Source organism: Sphingobium sp. LB126, from assembly GCF_002795205.1.
Lineage (GTDB): Bacteria > Pseudomonadota > Alphaproteobacteria > Sphingomonadales > Sphingomonadaceae > Sphingobium > Sphingobium chungbukense.
In genome coordinates, this window is sequence record NZ_NETV01000002.1 from 399,649 (window position 1) to 424,866 (window position 25,218).

23 protein-coding genes and 1 pseudogene are annotated in these 25,218 nt (G+C 62.2%); 8 read left to right on the plus strand and 16 right to left on the minus strand.

Annotation, left to right across the window (positions count from 1 at the left end; translation table 11 throughout):
- Window positions 1-12 precede the first annotated feature (12 nt).
- On the minus strand, window positions 13-801 hold the full coding sequence (locus tag CAF53_RS18050; protein ID WP_100239089.1) for an SDR family oxidoreductase: 789 nt from the start codon (window positions 799-801) through the stop codon (window positions 13-15).
- A 127-nt stretch (window positions 802-928) separates the two neighbouring features.
- Window positions 929-1,558: a TetR/AcrR family transcriptional regulator gene (locus CAF53_RS18055; protein ID WP_157801293.1), complete on the minus strand. Its 630-nt coding sequence runs from the start codon at window positions 1,556-1,558 to the stop codon at window positions 929-931.
- An 82-nt stretch (window positions 1,559-1,640) separates the two neighbouring features.
- On the opposite strand from CAF53_RS18055, the gene CAF53_RS18060 reads away from it, so the two are divergent.
- The 3 genes from CAF53_RS18060 (at window position 1,641) to CAF53_RS18070 (ending at window position 4,195) form a co-directional block, all read left to right on the plus strand.
- Complete coding sequence (locus CAF53_RS18060) at window positions 1,641-2,255, plus strand: hypothetical protein (RefSeq protein WP_100239091.1); 615 nt, start codon at window positions 1,641-1,643, stop codon at window positions 2,253-2,255.
- Between the two features lie 11 nt (window positions 2,256-2,266).
- Window positions 2,267-3,061 (plus strand): SDR family NAD(P)-dependent oxidoreductase, encoded by a 795-nt coding sequence (locus CAF53_RS18065; protein ID WP_100239092.1) that lies wholly within the window; start codon window positions 2,267-2,269, stop codon window positions 3,059-3,061.
- A 159-nt stretch (window positions 3,062-3,220) separates the two neighbouring features.
- Entirely contained in the window at window positions 3,221-4,195 is a 975-nt protein-coding gene (locus CAF53_RS18070) for an SDR family NAD(P)-dependent oxidoreductase (protein ID WP_100239093.1), read from the plus strand.
- Between the two features lie 42 nt (window positions 4,196-4,237).
- Here the strand turns inward: CAF53_RS18070 and CAF53_RS18075 are convergent, their stop codons facing one another.
- The 7 genes from CAF53_RS18075 to CAF53_RS18105 all read right to left on the minus strand — a co-directional run bounded on the left by CAF53_RS18075 (window position 4,238) and on the right by CAF53_RS18105 (window position 11,200).
- Window positions 4,238-4,771 (minus strand): MarR family transcriptional regulator, encoded by a 534-nt coding sequence (locus tag CAF53_RS18075; protein ID WP_046763927.1) that lies wholly within the window; start codon window positions 4,769-4,771, stop codon window positions 4,238-4,240.
- A gap of 47 nt (window positions 4,772-4,818) precedes the next feature.
- Window positions 4,819-6,054: a cytochrome P450 gene (locus tag CAF53_RS18080; protein ID WP_197707475.1), complete on the minus strand. Its 1,236-nt coding sequence runs from the start codon at window positions 6,052-6,054 to the stop codon at window positions 4,819-4,821.
- 124 nt (window positions 6,055-6,178) lie between these two features.
- On the minus strand, window positions 6,179-6,496 hold the full coding sequence (locus CAF53_RS18085) for a 2Fe-2S iron-sulfur cluster-binding protein (RefSeq protein WP_046763928.1): 318 nt from the start codon (window positions 6,494-6,496) through the stop codon (window positions 6,179-6,181).
- Window positions 6,497-6,517: 21 nt separating this feature from the next.
- Window positions 6,518-7,759 carry a cytochrome P450 gene (locus CAF53_RS18090; protein ID WP_100239094.1) on the minus strand — a complete coding sequence of 414 codons (1,242 nt, stop codon included), beginning with the start codon at window positions 7,757-7,759 and terminating at the stop codon, window positions 6,518-6,520.
- 54 nt (window positions 7,760-7,813) lie between these two features.
- A complete protein-coding gene (locus CAF53_RS18095) occupies window positions 7,814-8,428 on the minus strand; it encodes a TetR/AcrR family transcriptional regulator (protein WP_100239095.1) in 615 nt (204 codons plus the stop codon).
- A 43-nt stretch (window positions 8,429-8,471) separates the two neighbouring features.
- Window positions 8,472-10,067, minus strand: coding sequence for a GMC family oxidoreductase N-terminal domain-containing protein (locus tag CAF53_RS18100; protein WP_100239096.1), 1,596 nt, complete (start codon window positions 10,065-10,067; stop codon window positions 8,472-8,474).
- The gene (locus tag CAF53_RS18105) at window positions 10,067-11,200 is read right to left on the minus strand and encodes a serine hydrolase domain-containing protein (protein ID WP_100239097.1); all 1,134 of its coding nucleotides are present in this window, start codon (window positions 11,198-11,200) and stop codon (window positions 10,067-10,069) included. Before CAF53_RS18105 ends, CAF53_RS18100 begins: the two co-directional genes overlap by 1 nt.
- 117 nt (window positions 11,201-11,317) lie before the next feature.
- On the opposite strand from CAF53_RS18105, the gene CAF53_RS18110 reads away from it, so the two are divergent.
- The gene (locus CAF53_RS18110; protein WP_242443511.1) at window positions 11,318-12,040 is read left to right on the plus strand and encodes an enoyl-CoA hydratase/isomerase family protein; all 723 of its coding nucleotides are present in this window, start codon (window positions 11,318-11,320) and stop codon (window positions 12,038-12,040) included.
- 42 nt (window positions 12,041-12,082) lie between these two features.
- On the opposite strand, the gene CAF53_RS18115 is transcribed toward CAF53_RS18110, so the two are convergent.
- Window positions 12,083-13,291: a cytochrome P450 gene (locus CAF53_RS18115; RefSeq protein WP_100239099.1), complete on the minus strand. Its 1,209-nt coding sequence runs from the start codon at window positions 13,289-13,291 to the stop codon at window positions 12,083-12,085.
- A 396-nt stretch (window positions 13,292-13,687) separates the two neighbouring features.
- Between CAF53_RS18115 and CAF53_RS18120 the strand changes: the two genes are divergently transcribed.
- Together CAF53_RS18120 and CAF53_RS18125 are read left to right on the plus strand one after the other, a co-directional pair.
- Window positions 13,688-16,054 carry a TonB-dependent receptor gene (locus tag CAF53_RS18120; RefSeq protein ID WP_197707476.1) on the plus strand — a complete coding sequence of 789 codons (2,367 nt, stop codon included), beginning with the start codon at window positions 13,688-13,690 and terminating at the stop codon, window positions 16,052-16,054.
- A 187-nt stretch (window positions 16,055-16,241) separates the two neighbouring features.
- Complete coding sequence (locus tag CAF53_RS18125; protein WP_052757405.1) at window positions 16,242-17,174, plus strand: flavin reductase; 933 nt, start codon at window positions 16,242-16,244, stop codon at window positions 17,172-17,174.
- Window positions 17,175-17,213: 39 nt separating this feature from the next.
- Here CAF53_RS18125 and CAF53_RS18130 read toward each other — a convergent pair whose 3' ends face one another.
- Genes CAF53_RS18130 through CAF53_RS18155 form a run of 6 tightly spaced genes read right to left on the minus strand, consistent with a single transcriptional unit; the run spans window position 17,214 to window position 22,681 of the window.
- On the minus strand, window positions 17,214-17,987 hold the full coding sequence (locus CAF53_RS18130) for an SDR family oxidoreductase (protein ID WP_046763935.1): 774 nt from the start codon (window positions 17,985-17,987) through the stop codon (window positions 17,214-17,216).
- Between the two features lie 40 nt (window positions 17,988-18,027).
- On the minus strand, window positions 18,028-19,248 hold the full coding sequence (locus tag CAF53_RS18135) for a cytochrome P450 (protein ID WP_197707477.1): 1,221 nt from the start codon (window positions 19,246-19,248) through the stop codon (window positions 18,028-18,030).
- 23 nt (window positions 19,249-19,271) lie between these two features.
- Window positions 19,272-20,270: an amidohydrolase family protein gene (locus CAF53_RS18140; protein WP_157801294.1), complete on the minus strand. Its 999-nt coding sequence runs from the start codon at window positions 20,268-20,270 to the stop codon at window positions 19,272-19,274.
- The gene (locus CAF53_RS18145; protein WP_242443512.1) at window positions 20,270-21,511 is read right to left on the minus strand and encodes a cytochrome P450; all 1,242 of its coding nucleotides are present in this window, start codon (window positions 21,509-21,511) and stop codon (window positions 20,270-20,272) included. Before CAF53_RS18145 ends, CAF53_RS18140 begins: the two co-directional genes overlap by 1 nt.
- Before the next feature lie 13 nt (window positions 21,512-21,524).
- Window positions 21,525-21,986 carry a VOC family protein gene (locus CAF53_RS18150; RefSeq protein WP_100239102.1) on the minus strand — a complete coding sequence of 154 codons (462 nt, stop codon included), beginning with the start codon at window positions 21,984-21,986 and terminating at the stop codon, window positions 21,525-21,527.
- Between the two features lie 11 nt (window positions 21,987-21,997).
- Window positions 21,998-22,681 (minus strand): SDR family oxidoreductase, encoded by a 684-nt coding sequence (locus CAF53_RS18155; RefSeq protein ID WP_100239103.1) that lies wholly within the window; start codon window positions 22,679-22,681, stop codon window positions 21,998-22,000.
- Window positions 22,682-22,920: 239 nt separating this feature from the next.
- On the opposite strand from CAF53_RS18155, the gene CAF53_RS18160 reads away from it, so the two are divergent.
- Window positions 22,921-23,562: a helix-turn-helix domain-containing protein gene (locus CAF53_RS18160; protein ID WP_100239104.1), complete on the plus strand. Its 642-nt coding sequence runs from the start codon at window positions 22,921-22,923 to the stop codon at window positions 23,560-23,562.
- Window positions 23,563-23,734: 172 nt separating this feature from the next.
- A pseudogene (locus CAF53_RS28260) lies at window positions 23,735-24,187 on the plus strand (TonB-dependent receptor plug domain-containing protein); the annotation flags it as partial.
- Window positions 24,188-25,218 lie beyond the last annotated feature (1,031 nt).

Sequence of the window (25,218 nt, forward strand, 5' to 3'; positions counted from 1 at the left end):
TTCAGCGTCGCATCAACCGGCCAGCGCAGCCAGCGCCGATGCCTTTTGCGCCAGCGCCCCGCGCATATCCTCGCCCACCGGCAGGCGCAGCGGCAGCGTTTCGCCGTCCAGCGCCGTCAATATCGCCTCCGCGACCGCTTCCGGCGGGCTGGCGGCGGTGGCGTAATAGCCGTCCAGCACCGCCTTGCCCTGCCCCGACAGAAAGCCGTAATCGGCAATGCGGACCTGCGCCTCGCGGGTGCCATGGCTGATGAAGCGGGTGGCGATCGCGCCCGGTTCGACCAGCATGGCGCGGATGCCAAAGGCCGCGACCTCCAGCGCCAGCGTCTCGGTCAGCCCCTCCAGCGCGAATTTGCTGGCGCAGTAAGCGCCAAGACCCGGCGTGCCGGTCAAACCGCAGCCCGACGACAATTGAACGATCGTGCCCGATCCCCGCGAGCGGAAATGCGGCAGCAGCGCCTGGGTCAACGCCCAGGGGCCGAAGAAATTGACCTCGAACAGTCGGCGCGCATCATCCAGATCGACTTCTTCGACCGCGCCGAACAGGCTCTGCCCGGCATTGTTGACCAATATGTCCACCGGCCCGGCGGCCAGCGTTTCGCTCGCAAGCCTCGCGATTTGCGCGGCGTCGCTCATGTCCGCGACGATGCCCTTGGCGCGGCCCGCGCCCTCCGCTTCAAACGCGGCGATCGCTTGTGCGTCGCGGGCGGTGCCGATGACATGGTCGCCCTGCGTCAAAGCGGCTTTCGCCAGCGCCGCGCCGATGCCGCTTGAAATGCCCGTGATCAGCCAGCGCCTCATACCCATCCTCCTCGACTGCTCGCCCCGGCGTCTCAGAAAAGCGCGATGTCGGCAATTGGCGGGGCGGGGAGCGCATAAACACCACATCCTTGATGCCTGACCGGATCGACCAGATGCCGGCCGCCGTTCAGCCTTCTATCCCCCGCAGGAACAATGCGACCACGCGGGCCGCCCATCGCCGCCGAAACCCTGCATCCGTAAAGTCGTCGGTCAGGAGGAAGCGCAGCCCGCCATTGGCCAGATTGATGAAGTGCAGGGCCAGTTCGGCAGGATCGTCGACCCTGTATCCCGCTTCGCGCAAATGCGTGAGATAGGCGGTGATCGGCGCCACCGTGTCAGCGATATGGCCGTGCAGGCGCATGGCTATGTCGGGGAAGCGTTCCTTCGCGGCGATGGCGAGCCGGAGCAGGGCGATCCGTTCCGCCTCCGCCACTTCGCCGGCGATGCGCAGGGCGAAGTCCATCAGCACGTCGGCGGGTTCCCGCCCGGCGACCGCGATGTCGCGGACATCGCTGCGCATGGATGCGACGCTGTGGAGCGCGACGGCCTCGAACAGCGCGGCCTTGTTGCCGAAACGGGCATAGATGGTCGCCTTGCTGACCCTGGCCGCGTCGGCGATATGGTCCATGCTCGCCCCCGCAAAGCCGTGCGTCAGGAATGCGCGGGCCGCCGCGTCGATCAGTTCGGCCTCCCGCACGGGCGCATCCGCATTTGTCGGCCTGCCCCGGCGCGGTCTTGCGATGTTGTCGTCCGGCACGCTTGCTCCGATAAAATAAAACTATACCGTTCATTTTAATTCATGCGATTCGGTCGCGCAAGGGCGATCGGGGAGAGGACCAATGAAACGCATCATCCGTTTGCGCGGGCCGCGATCGGCCCTGGCCGCATCGGCGCCCGAATGGGCCAAGGCGCAGGGCTGGGCCACAGCCGCCGAGCGGATCGTCGTGCATGTGGGACTGGAGGCTCCGGTCGATGATGGTGGCGCGGCGGTGCCGCCGGTCTATGACGCGGTGATCGAACTTTGGTCCGATGCTCCATGCGATGCGGACAGCCTTCGATCCGACTGGGAACAGGTGGAGGTTCGTTCCTCCACGCAGATCATCGGCAAGCCTTCGGAATATCCGCTTGCGGTCGGCATTTCGCCGGGGCTTTCGCAGCTTTCCTTCATCCGCGCCATCGAAGGCCTCCCGCGAACGGAGGTGGAGCGGCACTGGGGCGAGCATATTCCGCTGGCCTGCGAAATCCATGTCGGCATGAACCGCTATGTGCAGGATCGGCTTTCGCCGCCCGATCCATGGTTCGGCATGGCCCATCTTCATTTTCCAAGCGAGGCGGCGCTGCGCGACGGGTTGTTCCGGAGCGCGGAGGACATCGCCGTTATCACGGCGGACGTTGCCGAGTTCGTCAGCGATTACGCGACCATGGTCGCCATCGAGCATATCGTGAAAGCATAGGAGAGACGGGCATGGACCTTGGATTGGCAGGCAAGCGCGCGTTGGTGACGGGCAGCAGTTCCGGCATCGGCGCGGGGATAGCGCGGCTATTGGCGGCGGAAGGCTGCGCCGTGGTGGTGCATGGTCGCGATGCCGGAAAGGCGCATGGCGTGGCCGACTCCATCGGCGGCAACGCCAGCGTGGCGATCGGTGACCTTTCCGACAATGCGGGCGCGGATGCGGTCGCGGCGGCAGCGGGGGAGATCGACATATTGGTGAACAACGCAGGCGGAGCGGTGGGCACGTCGGCCATGCATTGGACGGAGGTGGACGAAGCGGGTTGGGAGGGCACCTATCAACTCAACGCCATTGCCGCCGCCCGCATGATCCGGCGCCTTCTGCCGGCGATGCAGGCGAAGGGGTGGGGCCGCATCATCAACATCGCCAGCGCCGCGGCCACGCAGCCCATCGCATTCGGTCCGGATTATGGCGCGGCCAAGGCAGCCATGCTGAACATGACCGTCAGTCTGGCGAAGGCGTTGGGGCCGTGCGGCGTCACCGCGAACAGCGTCAGCCCCGGCATGATTCTGACCCCGGCGGTCGAGGCCTGGTTGGGCAGGCTCAAGCAGAATATGGGCTGGGGCGACATTTCGCTGGAGGAAGCGGAAGCGCGCGCCGCGCGCGAGTTGACGCCGATTCCCGTCGGTCGCATCGGCCGGGTCGAGGAGATCGCCCATGCCGTTTGCATGATCGCCAGCCCGCATGCCGGTTACATGACCGGTGCGAATGTGCGCGTGGACGGCGGCCAGGTGCAGGGCGTGAACTGAACCTTGCGCGCAGGTTCATCGAATAGCCGATCTTTCCTCCGTTCGATGGCTTCCGCCGGGTGATGGGATAGGATCAGGCCCGCTTCCGTTCGCGGACATGATCGCCTGATCATGGGGATGAAGGCGCGGACCCAGAACAGACCTTAAGAAGAGGAAAATATGACGGATTTACGCTTCGACGGCCGCGTGGCGATCGTCACGGGCGCGGGCAATGGCCTGGGCAGGGATTATGCGCTGGAGCTTGCCCGGCGCGGCGCGAAGGTCGTGGTCAACGATCTGGGCGGCAGCGGATCGGGGCAGGGGGAATCGCATAATGCGGCGGACCTTGTGGTGCAGGAAATTCGCGACGCGGGCGGGGAAGCGGTCGCCAATTATGACAGCGTGTCGACCCGGCAGGGGGGCGCGGCCATCGTTCAGACTGCCCTCGACGCCTTCGGCAAGGTCGACATCTGCATCAACAACGCGGGCTTCCTGCGCAATGCCCGGTTCGAGGATCTGACCGACGGGCAGATCGATGCGATCATCGACGTGCATCTGAAGGGGGCGATCTACGTCGCCCAGCCCGCCTATAAGGCGATGCGCCGGAACGGTTATGGCCGGTTCCTTTTCACCGGCTCGGCATCCGCGATGTTCGGCCATGCCTGGCAGGCCAATTACGCGGCGGCCAAGGGCGGGCTCATGGGCCTCAGCCATATCGTCGCGATCGAGGGATCGGCCTATGGCATCACGTCGAACCTGCTGCTGCCCACGGCGCAATCGCGATTGGCGGCGGAAATGGATGCCGGTTTCATGGAAATTCCCGCCTTTGCGGAAGCGGTGCAGGGCGCCGATTATGCCGCGAGCGAGGGCCGTGTCGAAGTGCGCTTCAACACGCCGCTTGCCGTCTATCTGGTCAGCGAACAATGCACCTCCACCCATGGCATCTATTCGCAGAATAGCGGGCGTTATGCCAAGGTGCGCATCTGCGCCGCGGACGGTTGGGTCGCGCCGATGGGAGTGACGCCGCCTGCCGTGGAGGATATTGCCGCTCATTGGAGCAGCATCTCGGACGGCGCCATCGCCCATGAACCGCTGACCGTCTATGATGAGTTCACCGCCGTCGCGAAGGCGGCGCGGCGCCAGGGGCTGATCTGAACGGAACAAGTCCGGCCCGGCCGTGGCGGGCCGGGCATCGGCTTATCGATCGCTATAGGGTCCGCCCATGAATTCGCGGTCGAACCGCTGATGCAGGTCGCCCAGCAGACGGGAAAGCGTCTGCTGGTCGGCAGCGCTGAGTTGGCGGAAGAAGCGGACCAGCTTCGATTGCGCGGCTATGTCGACGATCGCCCGCTCGATCAGCGCGCGGCCCCTCGGCGTCAGGAACAGATCGAAGGCGCGACGGTCTTCCGGATTGCGGCGCCTTTCCAGCAGGCCGTCTTTTTCCAGCCGCGCTATCCTGGTCGAGATCACGGCATCGGACACATAGAGGGTGGAGGCGAGATCAGTTGCCCGATGAGGGATGTCCTGGTCGATCGCCAGCGTGCCGAGCAGGTCGAGATCGGCGAAACTATATCCCAGCTTGCCAGCGATGCTGTCGAGATCGGTCGTGACCAGATGCCCGACCGTGAAGAAATGCCAGAGCGGGCCGAAATGCTCGCTCGCCATGTCGGGCATATGGCGGGCATAGAAGGAACGGCCGGCATTGAGTTGGTCAACAGGCTTGCGAGGCATGATATTCGCGCTGTCCTCCTACGCGTAGGGAAGCGATTGGCCGTGGTTCAGGGCCAGCACAGGTCGAGACGGAGCACGCCGTTGACCATGCCCGTCGCCAGCACCGGCTTCGTTCCGGCCTTGATGCGGAAATCCGGAATGCGGCTCAGCCATTCCTGAAGGAAAATGCGGACTTCCCGCCGCGCCAGGACTGCCCCAGGGCAGGCATGGGGGCCATTTCCGAACGCCGCATGCACCGGCTTTTCCCGGTTGAAATCCACGACGAGTGGATTTTCGTTCACGCGGTCGTCCATGCCAACCCACAGATTGGCGGGCAGGATACGGTCACCCGCCCGGAAGTTCACACCTCCATATTCAAAGTCTTCGACGATCACGCGTGCTGTATTGGCAAGTCCATGGCGGCGAATCATTTCTTCGATGGCGTGCTTGACGAAATCTTCGTCATCAAGCCGTTCGACAAGCTGTCTGCGATGGCCGGGGTTCATTGCCAGGAATCGGGCAATGAACCCGATCATTCCGGCCACGGTGTCCAATCCGCCGAACAGCACCAGTGTCGAATAGCTGACGGCCTCCATCTCGGAGATTCGGCCGTCACCGACATTCACATTGACCAGCTTGCTAAGCAGGTCGTCTCCGGGATTTTCCCGGCGGGCGCGGATCTTGTCCAGCAGATACCCGCCCATCTCCTGCTGCGCGTTCAGCCGGATCTCGGCTGTATGACCCCGCACCGAACGTTCCGCGATCGGCAGCAGGCGATTCTTGTCGGATATGGGCAGGTCCACCAGTTCCAGGAAGACGTGGATGGGGAGAATCTTCGCGAAATCCTCGATGAATTCGCATTCGCCCTGCGGCAGGACGCGCTCTATCGCCTCTATCGCGACGTCGCGCACCTTGCTTTCGAGTTCCGACACGATCGCCGGCATCAGCGACTGCATCAACGGACGCCGGTATCGCGCATGTTCGGGCGGGTCCATCTCCAGCGGAATCTGGCGCGGCGTGCCCTTCGGCATGGGGGGCAGGACGATATGCTTGTGCGAGAAATGATGATAGTCGCGCTGCATCGCGATAATGTCTTGGCCCCGGGTCGCAACCCAGTGACCGCCATTGTGCGGCGTCCAGAAAATGTCGGGATTGGCCTGCTGGATCGCCGCATAAGCGGCCTGCACATCCTCTGCCGATCCGGGAACATCGTAGATGTTGAAATCACGCTCCAGCGCGGCCGGTACATGGTCGGGACGCGGCGCCAACTCGCCTTCGGGCACGCTTGTCATGTCAGCGCTCATTTTCTGTTTCCCTCTCCGAAACTGTCTTGACCCTAGGGAGGGGCGCGGCAAGGGCGGCGCCCGTCGATGGGCCAGGATTTCACAGATGCGATGGGTCGCGCGGCTCCTGCCGTTCGCCTCCCCTTCAATCCTCCGGCGCGATTGCGACGCGCAGGCCGTCCAGCTCCGCCGTGAGGGGGATCTGGCAGGACAATCGCGAATGTTCGTCGCGATGCTCCGAACTGTCGAGAAGGTCGCTTTCATCCTCGCTGATCGCGGGCAACAGGCCGATGAAGGCCGGATCGACCTTCACATGGCAGGTGGCGCAAGAGCAGCAGCCCCCGCAAAGCGCCAGCATTTCGTCGATCCCGGCATCGCGGATCGCTTCCATCAAGGACAATCCGGTTTCGGCGGCAATTTCCTTTTCCGCGCCATCGCGGGTCGTGACGATCACATTTGGCATATAGGGTCCCTTGAATGAAGATCAGTCGCCGAAGCGGACATGGAGATGCTTGGGCACCCGCATCATCGATCCGCGAATTTCGGGTCGCGGCTTGTCCGGGTCGAAGCGCAGATTGGGCAGGTTATCCAGCACCGCGTGCAGCGCGCGGGTCATCTCCACCCGCGCCAGATGCTGGCCGACGCAGATATGCGGCCCGCGAGAGAAGGAGAAATGCGCCTTGCGCTCGCGGAATATGTCGAACTTGTCGGGATCGGGGAAGATCGCCGGGTCGCGATTGGCCGCGCCCGCCACCACGTCGAGCAGCGATCCGGCCGGAATCTCCACGCCGCCGAGCACCACATCCACCTTCGCCATGCGAAGCTGCACGGCCACGGGACCGTCCCAGCGCAGCGCTTCCTCGATCGCGACGGGGATGAGCTTGCGGTCCGCCCGGATGGCGTCGAGCTGTTCGGGATTCTCCAGCAGCGCGGTCAACAGCACGCTGGTCCCGCGATAGGTGGTGTCGCCCGCCGCGTTCATCAATTGTCGCAGGAAGGAGATCAGCACCAGGGGCGGCAGATAATCGCCGTCCACTTCGGTATTGGCGAGCAGGCTGACCAGATCGTCGCCGGGATTGCGCCGCCGTTCCTCGACAAGGGCGGTGAAATATTCGCCTAGCTTGCGGGATGCCTCCTGCGCCTTGTCGATGTGCATATAGTCGGTCTGGCCAATGGCCAGCCGCTGGAAAGTGCGGACATCCGATTCCGGCAGGTCAAGCTGCTGATAGATGACTTCGAAAGGATAGAGCAGCGTGAATTGTTCGATGAGGTCGGCGCGGCCGGTGTTCACGAACTTGTCCATCAACTTGTGAACCACCGGATCGACGATGGTTTCGCCCCATGTTTTCACATATTGGGGCAGGAATATCTTCTGGAAGATCTTCCGCCAGCGGCCATGTTCGGGATTGTCCATGACGCTGATGCTGCCCTGGCCGAACGTCTCGCCGATGTTGAACTTATAGCCATGGTTGGAGAAGCGGTCGGTGTCGGTCAGGACCGTCAATATCTCGTCCGAACCGACGACCGTGAACATCCTGCGATCGGGATAGGTGGCGGATTGCAGGCCCATTTTCGGGCGGTAGTCGCCCTCCAGAACCGGGGCTTGCGCCCGCCATTTCGCGATCTCCGGATAGGGGTCCAGCGTATCTCCGAAATTGATGTCGTCCGCGCTGAACGGATCGTAGCTCGGATCGTCATATTCCTGAATCTTGACGGCGGTTTCCATGGCCGGAATCTCTCCTATGCAGTATATGCTACATAAGTCCGCCTGCCGGTGCTGTCAATCGAGCGGTGGCCCCACCAGCGACTGGGCGATCAATTGCTCCAGCACGTCCAGCACGGCTTCACGGCCCGGCGGGTCGGGAAAGAGCGCGTCGCGCAGGATCACGCTGGCGGCGATCATGCCAAAGCCCAGCCGCACGCCGATACCCAGGTCGAAAGGCGGATCGATCCCTGCGAGCGCATAGCGCCGGCGGACCTGATCGACCGACTGTTCGAAAAAGGGAGCAAGTCCGCGCAAACCCGGCGCCGCATCTTCGCCAGCGCTCGGTGGTCCGGCGAGGAGGGCACGGAACATCGCCTCATTGCCCTCGAACAATTCATAGACCTGCCGGGTGAAGCGGCGCGTCTCCGCCTGTCGGGGGAATGGAGCGGTGGGATCGGGATGCAGTTCCACGAAGTCCGCCATCAGCGTGTGGAACGGCGCGATCACCACCTCATTGAACAGCCCGGCCTTGTCGCGATAATAGCGGAACAGCAAGGTTTCGCTGACATCGGCCAGACGCGCGATTTCCCGCGTCGTGGTGCCGCCATAGCCGCGCTCCGCGAACAATTGCCGCGCCGCGTCGCAGATGCGCTGGACCACGTCCTCGCGCGTACGCCGCCGCCGCCGCACGCGCCCGCCATCTTCGGCGGAGGCGGTTTCGTCTGTCAGGATTTTAGCGATTGCGCTCCTCCAAGATCATGTCTGCCGCATTCCAGGCCGACGCCATGATCGGCCCGTTGGTATTGGCCGAAACCATCGTAGGCATGATCGATCCATCCATGACGCGCAAGCCGTCCACGCCCTTCACGCGCAGTTTTTCGTCCAGGACCGCATCGGCGAAATCCCCCATGCGGCAGGTTCCGCAGGCATGATAGCCTGCCTGGCCGATCTGGCGGAAGGCGGAGAGGATTTCATCGTCGGTCTGGAGCGAACGGGTCGGCTCCCGCTCTCCCGCGATCATCGGGGCGATGGCGGGACGGGACATCCAGTCGCGCAGATAGCGGTGCATCGCCACGGTGACCGCGCAATCATAGGGATCGGTAAGGTAGCCCGCCCGAATTTTGGCCGGAGCCATAGGGTCGGCTGCCGTGATCCGCACCGACCCTTCACTGCGTGAACGCAGGGGATAGCCGAACAGGGTGATGCTGTGCGCCGGATCGATGGCCATATTGCCCTTTGCATCCGGTGCCGCGACGGCGGGCGACAGCAGGATTTCGATGTCGGGCGTCTCCGCTTCCGGCAGCACGGTCGCAAAGGCGCCGACATTGCCATATCCCGCCGCCATCGGCCCGGTGCGAGTGAGATAATAGCGCAGCACGTTGCCGATCAGTTTCAGGCCCGCCAGATCCTTGTTCTGACTATGCGGAACGGCAAGGTCATAGACCATCGAAAGCAGGCGATGTTCCAGCATATGTTCGCCCACGCCCCGATTGTCGGCAACGACGGGGATGCCAAGATCGCGCAGCAGTTCGGCAGAGCCGACGCCCGAGCGCTGAAGGATTTGCGGCGACATCAGCGCGCCGGCGCTGACGATGATTTCGCGCCCGCTTGCGAAGTCCTGGGCCGCCCCGTTCACATTGGCGCGAACGCCGGTTGCGCGGCGGTCGGTGAACAGGATCTTGTCGACAATCGCGCCGGTGACGACGCGCAGATTGGTCCTGCCGCGCGCGCGCTTGAGGAAGGCTTGCGCCGCACTCTGCCGCTTGCCCTTCCATATGGTGCGCGGGGTATAGCCGACGCCGGCACGGCCAGACCGGTTGAGGTCGGTAACACGCGGCACGCCCATCTGTTCACCCGCTGCGATGAAGGCTTCGGTCAGCGGGTCACGTATCGGCTCGACCGAGATGCGGAGAGGACCGTCGCCGCCGCGCACCTCGTCGCCGCCCAGCTCGTGGCCTTCCATCGCGCGGAAGGCCGCGCCGATCCTGTTCCATCCCCAGCCCTTGGCGCCAAGGGCTTCCCACCCGTCATAATCTTCGGGCTGACCACGGAAATACATCATGCCGTTGACCGAGGACGAGCCGCCCAGCATCTTGCCGCGTATCCAGGTTTCCGGGGGAATGGCTTCATGCCCTTCGGTCTGGAAATACCAGACATGCCGGGGGTCGGTGTAGAGCTTCGCGGCGCCGCGCGGCATGTGGATGAAGGGGTTGCGGTCGTCCGGCCCTGCCTCCAGCAACAGCACGCTGTTCGCCGGATTTTCCGACAGGCGGTCCGCCAGCACGCATCCGGCGGAGCCGCCGCCGACGATGATATAGTCGTAAGTCATCACAGGGCCGCCCGGATCACATCGCCGATGATGGTGCGGCTGTCTTCTGCGATATCGATCGTATCGAACATGCGGTTGTGGCAGATGCCGACGGCCAATTTGGTTTCAGGGTCCGCCCAGCCGATATTGCCGCCCATGCCCGGATGGCAGAGCGCGCGCATGTTGCGAGGTGCGGAGACCGGAGGGTTTTCCGCGCCGCCCAGCCAGAAGCCCGACCAGGCGATGGGCACGACCATGCCGAAGAAGACGGGATCGGCATCCTCGAAATGCGGGCGCGGGGCGGCGAAGCTGGCGACGCGTTCCTCCGACAGCAGGCGCACGCCGTTGAACTGCCCGCCATTGGCCAGCATCGCCCAGAAGCGGGCGTTGCTCCGCGCGCTAAAGATGCCGCCGACGGCCGGAATGCACGCGCGGCGCACATAGGGCCGCTCGAACGGATCGGGCATCAGGTCGACGACCAGCGGCTGCGCCTCCCGCATCATATTATTGTCGGGAGCGACATAGACGGCGGCGGCGTCCAGCTTGGCGATGCGTGGCTCGACGGAATCGGGGATGCCCATCCACAGATCGGCGGCGCCCAGCGGGTCCGCTATCTCCTCCTTGATGAACTGGCCGAACGGGCGGCGTTTCGGATCGGTCCGGCGTACGACCTCGCCCACCATCCAGCCGAAGGTCATCGACTGGTAGGAGGAACGGCTGCCGGCGGGATAGACCCCCTCCATCTCCGCGATGCGGCGGCACATCCAGTCCCAGTTGGTCATCAGTTCGGGCGTCACGTCCGGCGGCATGCGCAGCACGCCGGAGACATGGGACAGGATGTGGCGGATGGTGACGTCCCCCTTTCCGGCCTGGGCAAATTCGGGCCAGTAGGTGGCGACGGGCGCATCATAGTCCACCAGGCCCCTTTCGGCCTGGATATGCAGGGCGGTGGCGGTCACGGCCTTCGACACGGAATAGACGTTGAACAACGTGTCGCCATCGACCGGCCTGCCGGTGGTCGCGTCAGCGAGGCCCGACCAGCAATCGACAATCTGTTCCTCGCCCAGCCAAGCGCTGACCTGAATGCCGATTTCCTTGCCCTCCGCGACAAGCCGGTCCAGCATCTCCTGCACCGCGTCGTTGACCTTCGTCATCCTTCCAATCGCCTTTCCTGCTTGCCATGGCGTCGACGCCAGCTATCAAGTGTGTGCTTGATAGCACGGAAAAGGACGAGGGAAAGAGAGATGGGCCAGGCGTTCGAAAATATCATAATGACGCACGATGACGGGATCGTCGAATTGCGCATCCACCATCGCGGCGGCTCGGCCAAATGGGCGCTCTGGGGTGGCCTGCACAAGGAATTGGGCATTGCCTTCGCGCACATCGCTGCCGATCCCGACGCCCGAGTGCTGCTGATCACCGGCACGGGCGACACATTCTGTGCTGAGTTCGACATGGATTGCGACATGCCGCAAATGGGCGGCGCAAGCTGGGATGTGATCTTCCGGGAGGGCAGGGCGCTGCTCAATAATCTGTTGGCCATAGAGATACCGGTCGTGGCCGCCGTCAATGGACCCGCTTTCATCCATGCGGAGATCGCGCTGCTGGCCGATGTCGTGCTGGCGGCGGAGGGTGCTGCCTTCGCCGATAAGCCGCACGCTCTTGCCGGTGTGGTGCCGGGCGATGGCGTGCACAGCATATGGCCGATGCTGCTGGGGCCGAATCGTGGCCGTTATTTCCTGATGACGGGGCAAGAGATCTGCGCGCAGGAGGCCCTGACGCTGGGACTGGTAGGCGAAATACTGTCACCTGACGTCCTGATGTCCCGCGCGCGCGAACTGGCCCGTACGATCGCGACCCGGCCGGCGGTCGCCAATCGCTATACCCGTATCCTGCTCACCCGCGATATCAGGGCGCGATTGGCGACTGAACTGGATCAAGGCCTGGCAATGGAGGGCATGGCGATCCTTGCGGCCATGCAAGGACAGGCCTGAGCCGCTCTTCGCTCATCCGGAGAAGAGGTCAGTCGGAATCGCTCAGACAATCCAACTCAGATGGAGCGATTCCATGGAATTCACCAGTCCCGTGGTCATCTTCGGCGGCTTGCCGGGGGTGAGCCGGAAATCGGGGATACGGGCCAGCCATTCTTCCAGAAAGATGCGGATTTCGCGCCGGGCCAGATTGTTGCCGATGCAAGTATGTACCCCGGTGCCGAAGGCCAGATGCCGCCGTCCCTTGCGGGTGAAGTCGAGCGTCATCGGATCGGGATTGATCGTCTCGTCCAAGCCGGCAGCTGGAAAGATGCCCACTATCATGTCGCCCTTGCGAAGTTCGGCACCGCCCAGGCTGGTGTCTTCACGCGCGATGCGACCCAGATTGCTCGTCCCGAACCGGCGAGCGATCTCCTCCGGCGCATCATTCATATAGTCCGGATTTTCGATCAGTTCCCGCCGCTTTTCGGGATGCTGTGCAAGGTAGCAAGCGGCAAAGCTGGTCATCGACACCACGGTATCGAGGCCGCCGCCGACGACAACCAGGCTCATGCTGAAGATTTCCTCGTCCGTCATCTTCCGACCGCCGACATCCGCCTGAAGCATCGAACTGATAAGGTCGTCCTGCGGCTGTTTCTTGCGCAATTCTATATGATAGCGAACATAATCCGAGACTTCGGACCAGGCTTGTGGAGACTTGGGATGAGTCGGCTTCGACATGTAGATCGCGAGCCCGCGTAGATAGGAATAGTCTTCCTCCGGCAAGTTGACGAGCGTGAGAAAGGCGACGATGGGCATCGTCCCGGCAAAATCCTCGACGAACTCGCATTCGCCCTGCGGCCTGATCCGCTCGATAATCTCGACGGCGGCCCTGCGTGCCCGGTCCGTGGCCGCGGCCAGCATCCTGGGAGTGAAGGCCGGCATCAGCAATTTGCGGAACTTCATATGATCCGGCGGGTCGAGTTGCACCGGCAGTTGCAGCGGCAAGGTGCTGCGGGGCAGGAAGGGTTCGGAACTGGAGAATGCTGCGAATTCCCGCAGCATGCGTTCAATCTCATTATAGCGTGTCGCGATCCAGTGCCCGCCATGATGCGGCGTCCAAAAGACCGGTGGATTGCTGTCCTGCACAGTCTTCCAGAGCGCATGAACGTCGTGCGTCGTCCGTCCTTCAATGCCCGGTGGGGCATAGATATCGATATCCCGCACCAAATCGGGGGGAACATGACTCGGAACGGCCTGCGCGACTTGCGGCATCGGAATATCCTCCCACCTGCGCCCTGCATTCCTGGCGCTCCCCACACTTATAGGTACTTTATAGGACCTATAATGTTGTGACGCAAGTCTTCACAGGCCCATCATATCCGCAGACACCACTATTGAGAGAAAGGTTCGCGATGAAATCGTGCGTGAAATCTTCCTTCTCTGCCACAGTCGATAAATCATATTCATGATCGTTGGGATCAAAGGGCTGTGTGCCCCTCCTCCTCTCCGCCGCGCCCACGGGCACTATGACGATGAAAGCCCGGTCTCTTCTCCCATCATGTTGCATGCATATATTGTGTAGTAATCACTACATTGATAACGGGATGCCGATCAAATCCATAAATCAGGGAGATTCGAATGAGAGGGTGCAGCAGGACTTTTCACGGCATGCTTTTGGGTTGCAGCGTTCTGGCGGGTGTTCCGGCAGCAGCCATGGCGCAGCAGCCGGGTGCAGCGGACGCGCGCCCAGCGAATGACGACATCGTCGTCACCGCCCGCCGACGCGAAGAACGTCTGCAGGATGTTCCGGTCGCGGTGACGGCGCTGGGCGCAGCCGCGATCGAGCGGCAGGGCGTCGTCAGCGTGCAGGATATCCGCCGTATTGCGCCCTCCACCAATGTCAGCCAGAGCGCGGGCGGTGGCCGCCAGATCCCGCTCTTCACCATCCGTGGCCAGCGCCAGGGCGACACCCTGGCTTCGGTCGATCCTTCGGTCGGCATCTATATCGGCGATCAGCTGTTCAAGCGCACTTTCGGTGTCGACCAGGTGGCCTTCGACCTCGCCTCGGTCGAAGTGCTGAAGGGTGCCCAAGGTACGCTGTTCGGTCTCAACGTGACGGGCGGCAACATCATATTCCGCCCCGCACTGCCGACTGACGACTTCGGGGCTTCGGTGATGGTCGGCATCGGCAATTTCGACGATCGAAAGATCGAGGGTTATGTCAATATTCCGCTTGGCGAAGGCGCGGCGCTGCGTGTGGCGGGACGTTATGAGAAGCGCGACGGCTATATCCGCGTTACCCGGCGCGACGGTGCCGATATGCCCCGGCCTGAGTTCAAGGACGGGCAGCAGACATATAGCCCAGGCGGTAGGCGGGAGGATGCGCAGGACCTCGATGGTGGTGCGTTCCGGATATCGCTGAAGCTGAATCCCACGGACAATCTCGAATCCGTCTTCTCGGGCAACTACATGCGCTCCGGCACGAACGGCTCGGGCTTTCGGATGACCGAATTCGTTTCACCGAGCACTTTGACCGCGCTGCAAACGCTGCCGGTCGTGCAGGCCGCTTATGACGACAGCCAGGCCCTTGGATTCTACGAAGCGCGATCCAATGTTCGTTCCTATGCGAAGACGTCGCCTGCCTGGAACATCACCAATACGACCAGTTATCATATAAGTGATGCCGTCACGCTCAAGAACATCATCGGATATCGTCGTTACAAGACCAAAAACTTCGAAAATATCGACGGATCCGATCTCCGATACATGGAATATGGCACCAATCAGAATGGCCGAGAATTTTCCGAGGAATTCCAGATCGTTGGTACGACCGATGAACTCGACTGGATCGTCGGGGCCTATTATATGCAAGAAAAGGTTCGGGCCTTTTCCAACTCGATCTCACTTCTCGCACCCTCGTTCGATGCGTTTCAGACACCCTATAACGTGTTCGAGAATGTGAAGAACAGGACCAAGTCGGTCTTCGGGTCCGCCACACAGAAGCTGGACAATATAACCGGGGGCCTGTCGCTGACTTTGGGCGGTCGCTATACCTGGGACACGCGCCAGGCGGAATATGGCACCATTTACCTCATCGGTCAGCCGGGCCAATATTGCGGTTTCGGAGCCGATGTCGCCGCCGCACCGGGCAATCCCTATGATTTCGATCCAGCGACATGTCTGGTGAACAGGAAGAAGACATTCTCCAAATTCACCTATACCGCGACCCTGGACTGGAAGGTCAGCCAGGATCTGCTGGTCTATTTCTCCAATCGAAAGGGTTATCGCGCCGGCGGATGGGGCACGCGCGCGCAGTCGGCGGCACAATTGGTCCCGTTCAATCCGGACACGGTCGTCGATTTCGAACTGGGCGCGAAATATAATCACCGTTTCGGCAATGGCGGATCGGTGACGGTCAACGCCGCGCTTTATCGGTCGAATTATTCCGATATCCAGCGGCTCGTCCCCTACCAGGATCCGGTCACGAAGCTGGTCTTCACCAATGTCGTCAACGCGGCCAATGCGCGCATCCAGGGATTTGAACTGGAAACCACGTTGCGGCCGAACCGGTTCATCGAATTGAGCGGCTTTCTGTCGCACACCGACCCCAAATATAAGAGATTCGACATCTTCGACTCCGCGACCGGCACGACGCAGAACGTCGCCGCGGTGGCCGACTTCTCGGGCGTGTCGCGCTGGCAATATGGGCTGACCGGTCGGTTGTCGTCGGAACTGGGTTCGATCGCGGAGGAAGGCGCCGTGCAGCTCACCTGGTATCACCAGTCGAAGTTCAATATCCAGGATCGGCCCTACAGGTCGCTCTATGGCGTGACGCCGGGCTATGGCTTGCTGAACGGACGCGTGGAGTTGAACAAGATATCCGGCCAGAACATCAACGCAGCCTTTTTCGTCAATAACCTGCTCGACAGGAAATATGAGGTGGCAAATTATTCGTTGGAGCGTGAGATCGGCTTCTCCTCCCGGCTGGTAGGCGCTCCGCGCATGTATGGGCTGGAAGTGCGCTTCACATATTGATCTGTGAAGCATGAGCCATGAAGGGATCGGCTGGTGACCGGCGGTCCCTTCCACTCATGTCGCCCATCCTGTTGCAGATGGGCCTCTGTCATCGATGCTGTGATCGCTTTCCCCAAGCTCTTGTCGTCGCATCATGGGCGGCATTAGCGCTGTGCGCCTTTCCACCGGTGGCAACAGGATGACGAACATGCGCGAAGACAGGAAAAAGGCGTTCCGAAATGCCTTGGGCAATTTTGCGACAGGCGTGACGATCGTCACGACGCGCGATGAGCATGGTCGACCGGTCGGGCTGACCGCCAGCAGCTTCAACAGCGTCTCGCTCGATCCGCCCATGGTGTTGTGGAGCCTTGCGCTGGAAAGTCCGAACATGGCCGCCTTTCGGCGGGCGAGTGGATGGGCGGTCCATATCTTGTCGGCGGATCAGGAAGAGCTGTCCAATCGTTTCGCGACGCGCGGGATAGACAAGTTCGCCGGTCTGGACATCCAGGATGGGCCGGAGGGAGCGCCCTTCATCGCCAACTGCGCTGCGCGTTTCGGATGTCGTCCGACGTTCGAATATGATGGGGGCGACCATGCGATCTTCGTGGGGGAAGTGATCGACTTTGTTCATAGCGAGCGTGCGCCGCTGCTATTTCATGGCGGCAAATATGGCCAGGTCGCCGCAAAGGCGCCGGCGGTTCGTCCGGACCGGATCGATCAGGACGGCGCGTTCGGCCGCTATTTCATCGGTCACCTGCTTCATCGCGCCCATAATGCGGCCTTTGCCGAATTGCGGCGGGAATATCGGCGCAGAGGCTTGCGATCCTCCGAATATACGGTTCTCGTTTCGCTCGGCCTGGGCGATGGGTGCACGCGAGACGCGTTGCTCGCCCGCGCCGCGAATGGCGGGGTCGACCTGCCCCTGGAGGCGATCGAACAGCTTTTGGCGCGCGGCCATCTCGTGACCGAAGGCGAAATGCTTCACCTTAGCGCGGCAGGGCGCCAGATGCTGACGGAATTGATGGCGGTTGCCCAGGCGGTCCAACTGCATTTCGAAGACAGCCTGACCCTGGCCGAAATGACGCAGTTGAACCACCTGCTTCGGCGCCTGTCGGAGGTCGCGCCAAGGGGCCGTCATTGACGGCACCCGTCGACGCTTCCCCGCAACAGGGCAGCGGTTTCAGGAGACGCGGTAGCCGCCGTCGACGGTCAGATGATGGCCGGTGATATAGCTTGCCGCATCGCTGGCGAGGAACAGGATGGCGCGGGCCTGCTCGATGGGATCGGAAATCCGGCCCAACGGGATGCGGCCGGGCGCGGTCATGGGGCCGCGCATCTGTATTTCGCTTCCCATCCTTTTCGCGCCGCCGCTCGCCGTCCCGCCGGGCTGGATCGAGTTGACACGTATTCCATGTTCGGCGAACTCGACGGCGGCAGCGCGGGTCATCGCATCGACGCCGGCCTTGGCGGAATCATAATGGGTGTTGTTGAAGATCGTCGGATGATCGGCGCTTACCGACGACACGTTGACGATGGCGCCGCCGCTGTCCTGATCGCGCATGATCTTGATGGCCTCCCGCATCATCAGGAAGGTGCCGCGCGTGGTGACGGCGTGCATGATGTCCCATTCCGACGCCGGCATCGTCATGGTGTCCGCCTTGCGCCGGTAGGCAGCGACATTCGCCAGCACATCGACGCCGCCGAACAGCGCTTTCGCCCGGTCGAAGGTGGCGATGACCTGCGCTTCATCCGAGATGTCGCAGACGGTGTAGGGGGACTGGCATGCCTCTGCCGCCTCGCTGACGGCGTCCGGGTCTATATCGACGAAAAGAACGCGAGCGCCCACCTGTGTGAACAGCGTGGCAGTCGCCTTGCCGATACCGGACCCTGCGCCGGTGACGATGGCGGACTTGCCTGCAAGGCCGAAGACGGAAAGTGGAGAAAGATCGGACATTGGGGGCTCCCGGGATGTGGATGGGTGGAAGGGGCGGGGATCAGCGCTGCCCGGCGGGATCCCAGACGAGCGGAAGGCGCAGGACGGCGTTCACCATGCCTGCGCCGAAAGTCGGCCGGTCAGTGGGATCAAGGGCGAAGTCGGGAATTCGTGCCAGCCACTCCTCCAGGAAAATCCGCATTTCACTGCGGGCGAGCGTCGCGCCGGGGCAGCGATGCGGTCCATTGCCGAACGCGGCATAGTTGCGTTCAAGAGCGGGACGCTCCCAATCCGCCTCCATCGGATTGGCGAATTTGCGTTCGTCCATCCCGTGCAGCAGAGGGCGAATGTAGATGCGGTCGCCGGCGCGGAAGGTGACACCGCCATGTTCGACGTCGCGGGTCACGACGCGCGCGGTTGATGACGGCGCGAACATGCGCAGAAGTTCGTCGACCGCGTTGGCGATCCATTCGGGGCGTTCGACAAGCTCGCGGCGCTTCGCGGGATTTTCGGCAAGGAACTTGGCAGCAAAGCCGAGCGAGGATGCAACGGTATCGAGACCGCCGAACATGAGGTTGCTCGTGATGCTGAGCAGGTCTTCCCGTGCTATGGCATTGCCGCCCACCTGCGCCATGACGACGGCGCTCAGAAGATCGTTCCCCGGCCTGGCCCTGCGTGCTTCGATGACATCTTCAAGATAGGCATTCATGGCGAGGGCAGCGGCGGTCCGGTCTTCCGGCTTTTTCGGGCGGACCGACATTTCGGTCCATTCCAGAAGCTGATCCAGCTGATCCAGCGGCTGGTCCACCATTTTCATGAAGATCGTGATGGGCAGTTTCATCGAGAAATCATTGATGAACTCGCAGCGTCCATCTGCCTTGAAGCCTTCGATCAGGGCGATGGCCAGTTGACGCGCTTCGTCCTGAAGGGCCTTGATCGCACGGGGCGTGAAGAACTGGTTCAGGATCGAACGGTAACGCGCATGTTCCGGCGGGTCCATTTCTATGGGCAGAAGCCGGGGGCGATCGGCATGTTCGGGCAGCACGATCCGCTGCATGGAAAAAGGATCGTGATGCTTCTGCATATATTCGATGTCATCTGCGCGGGTAACGATCCAATGCCCGCGATTATGGGGTGTCCAAATGATATCCGGTCCATCGTGAAGCTGTTTCCACGCAGCGTTCAGATTGTCTTCGCCACCGGGCGGTCGCGTGAAGTCCCAGTCTACGACGAGAGCGTCGGGTACATGATCCGGCTTGGGCGCTAGCTGCATTTCGGACATCGTCATCTCTCCCGGTCTTCGATTTATGTGATCGCGTACAGAGCGGCCGCGTTGCCGTATAAAATGGCCTGGCGATCCCGGTCGCAAAGCCCGGACAGCACATCGAGATAGGCGCCTACCAGTATGCCGAGATCGCAATGCGCGGCATCGACAGGAAAATTGGTCTCGAACAGGCACCGACCGGGCCCGAAGCGATCAATCAGATGGTCGAGCCAGGGCGCGATATCCTCGGCCAGCGCATCGCGCGTCCAGCGCTCCAGTCCACGCGCCTTTCGCCGGGCATCGACCGCGGTTCCCGGTGTCACGAGGCCGCCGATCTTCACCGCGACATTGGGCCGATCGGCAAGCGCGGCCATGGCGTCCCGCCATTCCCCTTCGACCGCGACACCCGCATGGCGGCCGGATGCCAACGGCGTGCCGGCATGGTCCAGAATGAAGGTGCAGCCGGGCACCGCCATGGCCAACTCTTCCAACTCGCCTATTTGCGGATGATAGAGCCAGGTTTCGAACAAAAGGTCGCGGTCAGCGAGAATATGCGCGGCATCCCGCATCTCGCGCCGCGCAAGCATGCCCCGCGATGTTTGCAGCACGGCATAGTTCAACGAACCATCCTCATCCCACGCCACCGATCGGCGGACGGCGCGAAGCCGCCCGTTCGCCGCATCCCTATGGGCGTCCACCACCGTCGCGAAGGAGGCTTCGTTCGCCAACGGATCGGCGAAGGCGATGATCCCGGAGGCGAAGCGGATGGTGGATGCCGCATGCCGTTCAGCCATGCGCGCGGCGAACCGCGTTTCCCCGGTGGAAGCGAGGGAGGACGGCAGTCGCATGTCATAGGCCGTCATGCATTCGGCAAAGACGGTCGCGACGATCGGCAGATCGGTGTCGGCGGCCATCGCCTGATAATGTTCCGGCCGAAACGGCGTGGCGCGCCTTTCGTCCGCATCCCAGAAATGCTGATGCGCATCCAGGATGCGGTCGACCGCGCTCTCCTCATCCGTCATCGCCGAGGGCCTGGTCATCAGACATCCCAGACCAGAGGCAGGGAATCGACGCCGTTGACCGAACCCGAATGGGTGACGGGCGGCCGTTCCGGATCGAGCCGGAAATCGGGCATCGCCTTCAGCCATTCCTCCAGAAACACCTGGATCTCGGCACGGGCGAGAGGACTGCCGACGCATTTGTGGGGGCCGTTGCCGAACGTGTGATGTTCGGGGTTGCGATCGAAATCGATCTCCATCGGCCTGTCGTAGAGGCGGTCGTCCATGCTGGACATGGAGATCGGCACCATGACCATCTCGTCCTTTCGGAAGGTCGCGCCCTTATATTCCAAGTCGCGCAGGATCAGGCGTCCCGTATTGGAAAGCCCGAACCGGCGCAGAAACTCTTCCGTGGCCTTGGGAATGATCGCGGGTTCATCGATCAGTCTCTGGCGTTGATGCCTATTCCGCGCGAGGTAACGCGTGATGAACGACAACATGTTGGCGACGGTGTCGAGACCGCCGAAAAAGACCAGGACGGCCATACCGATGACTTCATAATCGCCCTGGAAGCGCGAATTTTTTCGCCAGCCGGCAATCCTGCTGAGCAGATCGTCGCCGGGATTGGCAGCGCGTTCGTCAAGCACTTTTTGAAGATAGGCGACCACCTTTTCCTGAGCGCCGAGCTTCACCTTCGAATCCGTGGCGGTCATGAAGGTGACGCCCCATTCGACGAACTGTTCGCGCTGATCGAGCGGCAGATCGACAATTCCCAGGAACATCGTGACCGGCATGACCCGCGCGAAATCGTTGACGAATTCGCATTTTCCCTGCGGTTTGATCTGTTCGATCAGGTTGCGGGTCAGCGCGACCGCATCTTCGCGCATCCGGGAGACGCGGCTGGGCGTGAAGAAAGGGTTGAGGATGGCGCGATACCGGGCATGAAGCGGCGGATCGACAGTCAGTGGCGGCATGCGGATGGGCGAAGATCCACGGGGGATCGTGAACACTTCATGGCTGAAGATCTCGAAATTTTCCTGCACGAACCTGATGTCTTCGCCGCGCGTCACGATCCAGTGACCGCCATTGCAGGGCGTCCACACGATGTCCGGGCCATCATGCAGTCTTTTCCATGCGGTATAGACATCGCCTTCCTCCATGCCCGCAGGATGCAGATAGTCGAAGTCGGTCACCAGTTCGGGCGGCACGTGGTCGGGCACCTGCACCCGACCATAGAGCGCCTGATGCTGCGCATAGATGTCGACCATATCCGTGTCGGCCATCCCTATTTTCCCTTCAATTATGGGGCACGTCGTCATAGATCGACGTCGCTGCTCCGGTCAGATAGACGAATTCGCTGTAAATCCCGGTTTGGGCACGCGTGTCGGCGTAGATATAGTTGAGCTGGCCATCCATCACGGCTCCCCGCATCGGCGTCGCCCACCCTGCCTCCTCGATGCGCCTGTTGATCTCATCCCATATGGCGGCGTCGGCCACGCGAAAGCCGTGATGATGCAGTCGGACGGCAGATGGTTCTTCGGGCACATAGGCCGTGTAGATGTCGGGCGCGCCCGCGCTGACCTGGATGAGTTCCAGCATGGTGGAGCCTACCCAGGCATGGGCGGCGTCCATGGTCGGCGAGGAGCGCTTGCGACGGAAGTGTTTCACGCCGAAGCGCTTCCCCAGCGCCTCCGTGGCCCGGTCGAGATCGCGGGCGACAAAGCCCATTTGGTAGAAGCCGTCGAACAGGGTGGTCATGGAGCCGTTCCTCACGCGATCTGGAAGCCGCCATCGACGACGATCGCCTGGCCGTTGATGTAACGGCCGGCGGCGGAGGCCAACATCAGCGCGACCGGGGCGACGTCTTCCGGCGTGCCATGGCCCATGGGAAAGCGCTCCGGCTGCATGCCGGGTCCTGTAGGAGGCATGGGGCAGCCTGCGGGAAAGGGGTCGGAGGGGATGGCGCCGACCAGGATGGCGTTCGACGCGATTCCGTCCGCTGCACAATCCAGCGCGAACTGGCGGGTGAGGGCGTTCGTCCCGGCTCGCGAAGATCCATAGGCGTAATTGCCATGCAGCACCGGATGGACCGAGCCGATGGTCGACAGGTTGATAAGGCGGCCGCCGCGCCCGTGCACCCGCATCGTCCTGACGGCTTGCCGCATCAGCAGGAATGCGCCCCGAACATTGGTCGCATGCACGCGGTCCCATTCGTCCATGCTGAGCTCATCCAGCGGCCAGGGGCCGGTAACGACGGCGCCGTTCACCAATATATCGAGTTCCGGCGTGCCATCGAACAGGGCCTTCACCCCTTCTTCCGACAATTCCGGCTCCTGCGCATGGACGACTACGGCGCCCGCCGTTTCGAACAGGGACGCTATCGCGTGCGGCACCTTGCCCGCACCGACGATCAGGGCATTCTTGCCCGATAGTCCGTATAGCGAATCCAGCATCAGGGCATTCCTCTCGGCATGTTTTTCTGGTTTTTCGTTGTCTGGTCGTGAGATATAAGAAACATGTCTTATTGCAAGCTGCCCTATGTCGGAAAGGGGTGGTGAGCCGCTTCCATCGCTTATGTGATGGGTTTCATCGGCCGACGCCCGTGCCGACATCTTTCCATGGCGTTGCAATATCGCGACGTTGAGCGGATAGCGGAGCGAGCCACAGCAAGAGCGAAAGAGCGGTTCCAGTCATGAATGATCTTCCTGCCCAACCCTTCAAGGGCACGGCCCTCGCCCTGGTAGAGGCGGCGGAAAGGCTGTTCGGGGAGCATGGGATCGAAAATGTGTCGCTGCGCCAGATCAGGCTGGAAGCCAATGCCGCCAATAATTCCGCCGTCAGCTATCATTTCAACGATCGGGAAAAACTGGTGCGCGCGATCTGGGCACACCGCCTGCCCGCGCTCGACGCACGGCGGCGGGAGATGATGGATCTCATCCGCGCCGAAGGGCGGGAGACGGATGCCGCAGCGGTGCTTGGCGCGCTGGTCCTGCCCAATTACGAGCTTCGCGACGCGCAGGACGTCCATCGCTACGCCGCGTTTTTCCGCCATGCGTTACGGTGGAGGGAGGGCGCCGAGATTCGCAATTCCCAGCTTTATTCGACGCCCGCCAGCGGCGAGGCCATGGCGTTATACTTCGCCCTGCGGCCTGACGTGTCGCCGAACCTGCTCAGTTACCGCCTGCGGCATGGGACATGCACCTTTTTCGACATGATTTTCGAGCGCGACAAGAATGTGGCCGAAGGCCTTGCGGTCATGCCCGAAAGGGAATTTCTTGCCGAAGGTCTCGGCATGCTCGAAGCCATTTGCCTTCGTCCAGCACCCTCCTGTTAAGATAAGCCGATCCTCCCGCCTGGGCGTCCTTGCGAGCCATGGATCGCATAGGCGATCATTTCGGCATGGATTGGCGCTGCCGCTCTCTCCTCTCTAAGAGACGTGTCTCATATTAAGTCGCATGTCTTATATGTCATGTGGCGCAAATGATGAGTGCGAAAAGGGAGAGGATATGCTGAAAAGGACATTATATCTGGCCGGGATTTCGCTGCCCGGTCTTCTGACGGGTCTTGCTGTGCCCGCGCTGGCGCAGGATGGCGTTGCGGAAATCATCGTCACCGCCCAGAAGCGCGCCGAAAATCTTCAGGACGTGCCGATTGCCGTCAGCGCTTATTCGAGCGAGGCGCTCGAAGCCCGAGGCGCGACCGGCTTGACCGCCCTGTTCCAGTCGCCACCGCCAGGGGTGGTGATGCAACCTTTTGCGGGCAGCCAGAGCATGCTGATCGTCGACATGCGCGGCGTCACCAATGCTGATCCGGGCCAGGGCACGGTGGAACTGGGCACCGCCGTCTATATCGATGACGTTTATCTGGGCCGGGCCCAGGGCATGGGTGCCGAACTGGTGGACCCTGAGCGGATCGAGATATTGCGCGGGCCGCAGGGCACGCTGTTCGGCCGCAACGCCGAAGGCGGCGCAATCCGCATCGTCACGAAGAAACCCACCGGCATATTCGGTGGCGACGGCAAGGTGACGATCGGCAATTTCGACCAGCGCCGTTACGAGGCCCATCTCAACCTGCCGGAAATCGCGGGTTTTTCGATCAAGCTGGACTATCTCAATTCCAGTCATGGCGGATGGACCAAGAATGGGCCGCGCGTCGCGCGGATCGCTCGACAGGATGATTTCGGCACATTTGACGGCGAAGGGTATCGCGCCAGCGTGCGGTGGCAGCCGACCTCCGCGATCACCGTCGACTATGCCTATGACCATAGCGTGACCAAGGACACGCGCGACTATAATGTGCTGGTCCGCCCGCCGCTGATCGACCCGAACGGGCGTACGATCCTGCCGCTCGCCACGCTGACGGGTGCGCGTCCCCTGACGGACCGGATCGACCGTCGCACCGACACGGCATGGACATCGCTCTACAATGCGCCTTTACGCACCGAATCGTCCGGCCATATGCTTCAGGCGGGATGGGAACTCAGCGATGCACTCACGCTGCGGTCGATCACCGCCTTCCGCAAGACCGACGAGGAGGGGGGCAATCAGCTTGGCGGCGCTTTCAGCCTGACGAAATTCCCTGCTGCCCGCTCCGCCAGCATCCTGTTTCCGCGGCTGGGCGGGACCAGCCTCGGGATCGATCCCGCAACGCCGATCTGGGGCATTTCGGGCGTGACCTCGTACAACAAGGTCAAGCAGAAGCAGGAGAGCCAGGAATTCCAACTTGTCGGCAGCCTGCCCGAAATCGAGTTCGTCCTGGGCGCCTATTATTTTCATGAAAAGGTGCAGGATACCCGTCAGACGCTGCTCAGCATCGTCTATACCGATCCCACTTTCACCCAGGCGCTGGGGGTCAATCCGTTCTCGGTCGGCAGCGCGGGCGCGGGCCTTAATTCCCAAAGCGCCGAATCCACCTCCTATGCCGGTTTCGCACAGGCGACATGGTCGCCGGATTTCGCGGATAATCGGCTGCATCTGACGGGGGGCCTGCG

Bases quoted from the DNA above. Each gene is read 5' to 3' on its own strand.
- CAF53_RS18145 (WP_242443512.1), bottom strand. From the start codon at position 21,511: ATGGCCGACACGGATATGGTCGACATCTATGCGCAGCATCAGGCGCTC.
- CAF53_RS18105 (WP_100239097.1), bottom strand. From the start codon at position 11,200: ATGACGAAGGTCAACGACGCGGTGCAGGAGATGCTGGACCGGCTTGTC.
- CAF53_RS18140 (WP_157801294.1), bottom strand. From the start codon at position 20,270: ATGACCAGGCCCTCGGCGATGACGGATGAGGAGAGCGCGGTCGACCGC.
- CAF53_RS18135 (WP_197707477.1), bottom strand. From the start codon at position 19,248: ATGTCCGAAATGCAGCTAGCGCCCAAGCCGGATCATGTACCCGACGCT.
- CAF53_RS18080 (WP_197707475.1), bottom strand. From the start codon at position 6,054: ATGAGCGCTGACATGACAAGCGTGCCCGAAGGCGAGTTGGCGCCGCGT.
- CAF53_RS18100 (WP_100239096.1), bottom strand. From the start codon at position 10,067: ATGACTTACGACTATATCATCGTCGGCGGCGGCTCCGCCGGATGCGTG.
- CAF53_RS18110 (WP_242443511.1), top strand. From the start codon at position 11,318: ATGACGCACGATGACGGGATCGTCGAATTGCGCATCCACCATCGCGGC.
- CAF53_RS18155 (WP_100239103.1), bottom strand. From the start codon at position 22,681: ATGCTGGATTCGCTATACGGACTATCGGGCAAGAATGCCCTGATCGTC.
- CAF53_RS18130 (WP_046763935.1), bottom strand. From the start codon at position 17,987: ATGTCCGATCTTTCTCCACTTTCCGTCTTCGGCCTTGCAGGCAAGTCC.
- CAF53_RS18050 (WP_100239089.1), bottom strand. From the start codon at position 801: ATGAGGCGCTGGCTGATCACGGGCATTTCAAGCGGCATCGGCGCGGCG.
- CAF53_RS18070 (WP_100239093.1), top strand. From the start codon at position 3,221: ATGACGGATTTACGCTTCGACGGCCGCGTGGCGATCGTCACGGGCGCG.
- CAF53_RS18115 (WP_100239099.1), bottom strand. From the start codon at position 13,291: ATGCCGCAAGTCGCGCAGGCCGTTCCGAGTCATGTTCCCCCCGATTTG.
- CAF53_RS18125 (WP_052757405.1), top strand. From the start codon at position 16,242: ATGCGCGAAGACAGGAAAAAGGCGTTCCGAAATGCCTTGGGCAATTTT.
- CAF53_RS18120 (WP_197707476.1), top strand. From the start codon at position 13,688: ATGCTTTTGGGTTGCAGCGTTCTGGCGGGTGTTCCGGCAGCAGCCATG.
- CAF53_RS18085 (WP_046763928.1), bottom strand. From the start codon at position 6,496: ATGCCAAATGTGATCGTCACGACCCGCGATGGCGCGGAAAAGGAAATT.
- CAF53_RS18075 (WP_046763927.1), bottom strand. From the start codon at position 4,771: ATGCCTCGCAAGCCTGTTGACCAACTCAATGCCGGCCGTTCCTTCTAT.
- CAF53_RS18150 (WP_100239102.1), bottom strand. From the start codon at position 21,986: ATGACCACCCTGTTCGACGGCTTCTACCAAATGGGCTTTGTCGCCCGC.
- CAF53_RS18065 (WP_100239092.1), top strand. From the start codon at position 2,267: ATGGACCTTGGATTGGCAGGCAAGCGCGCGTTGGTGACGGGCAGCAGT.
- CAF53_RS18160 (WP_100239104.1), top strand. From the start codon at position 22,921: ATGAATGATCTTCCTGCCCAACCCTTCAAGGGCACGGCCCTCGCCCTG.
- CAF53_RS18090 (WP_100239094.1), bottom strand. From the start codon at position 7,759: ATGGAAACCGCCGTCAAGATTCAGGAATATGACGATCCGAGCTACGAT.
- CAF53_RS18060 (WP_100239091.1), top strand. From the start codon at position 1,641: ATGAAACGCATCATCCGTTTGCGCGGGCCGCGATCGGCCCTGGCCGCA.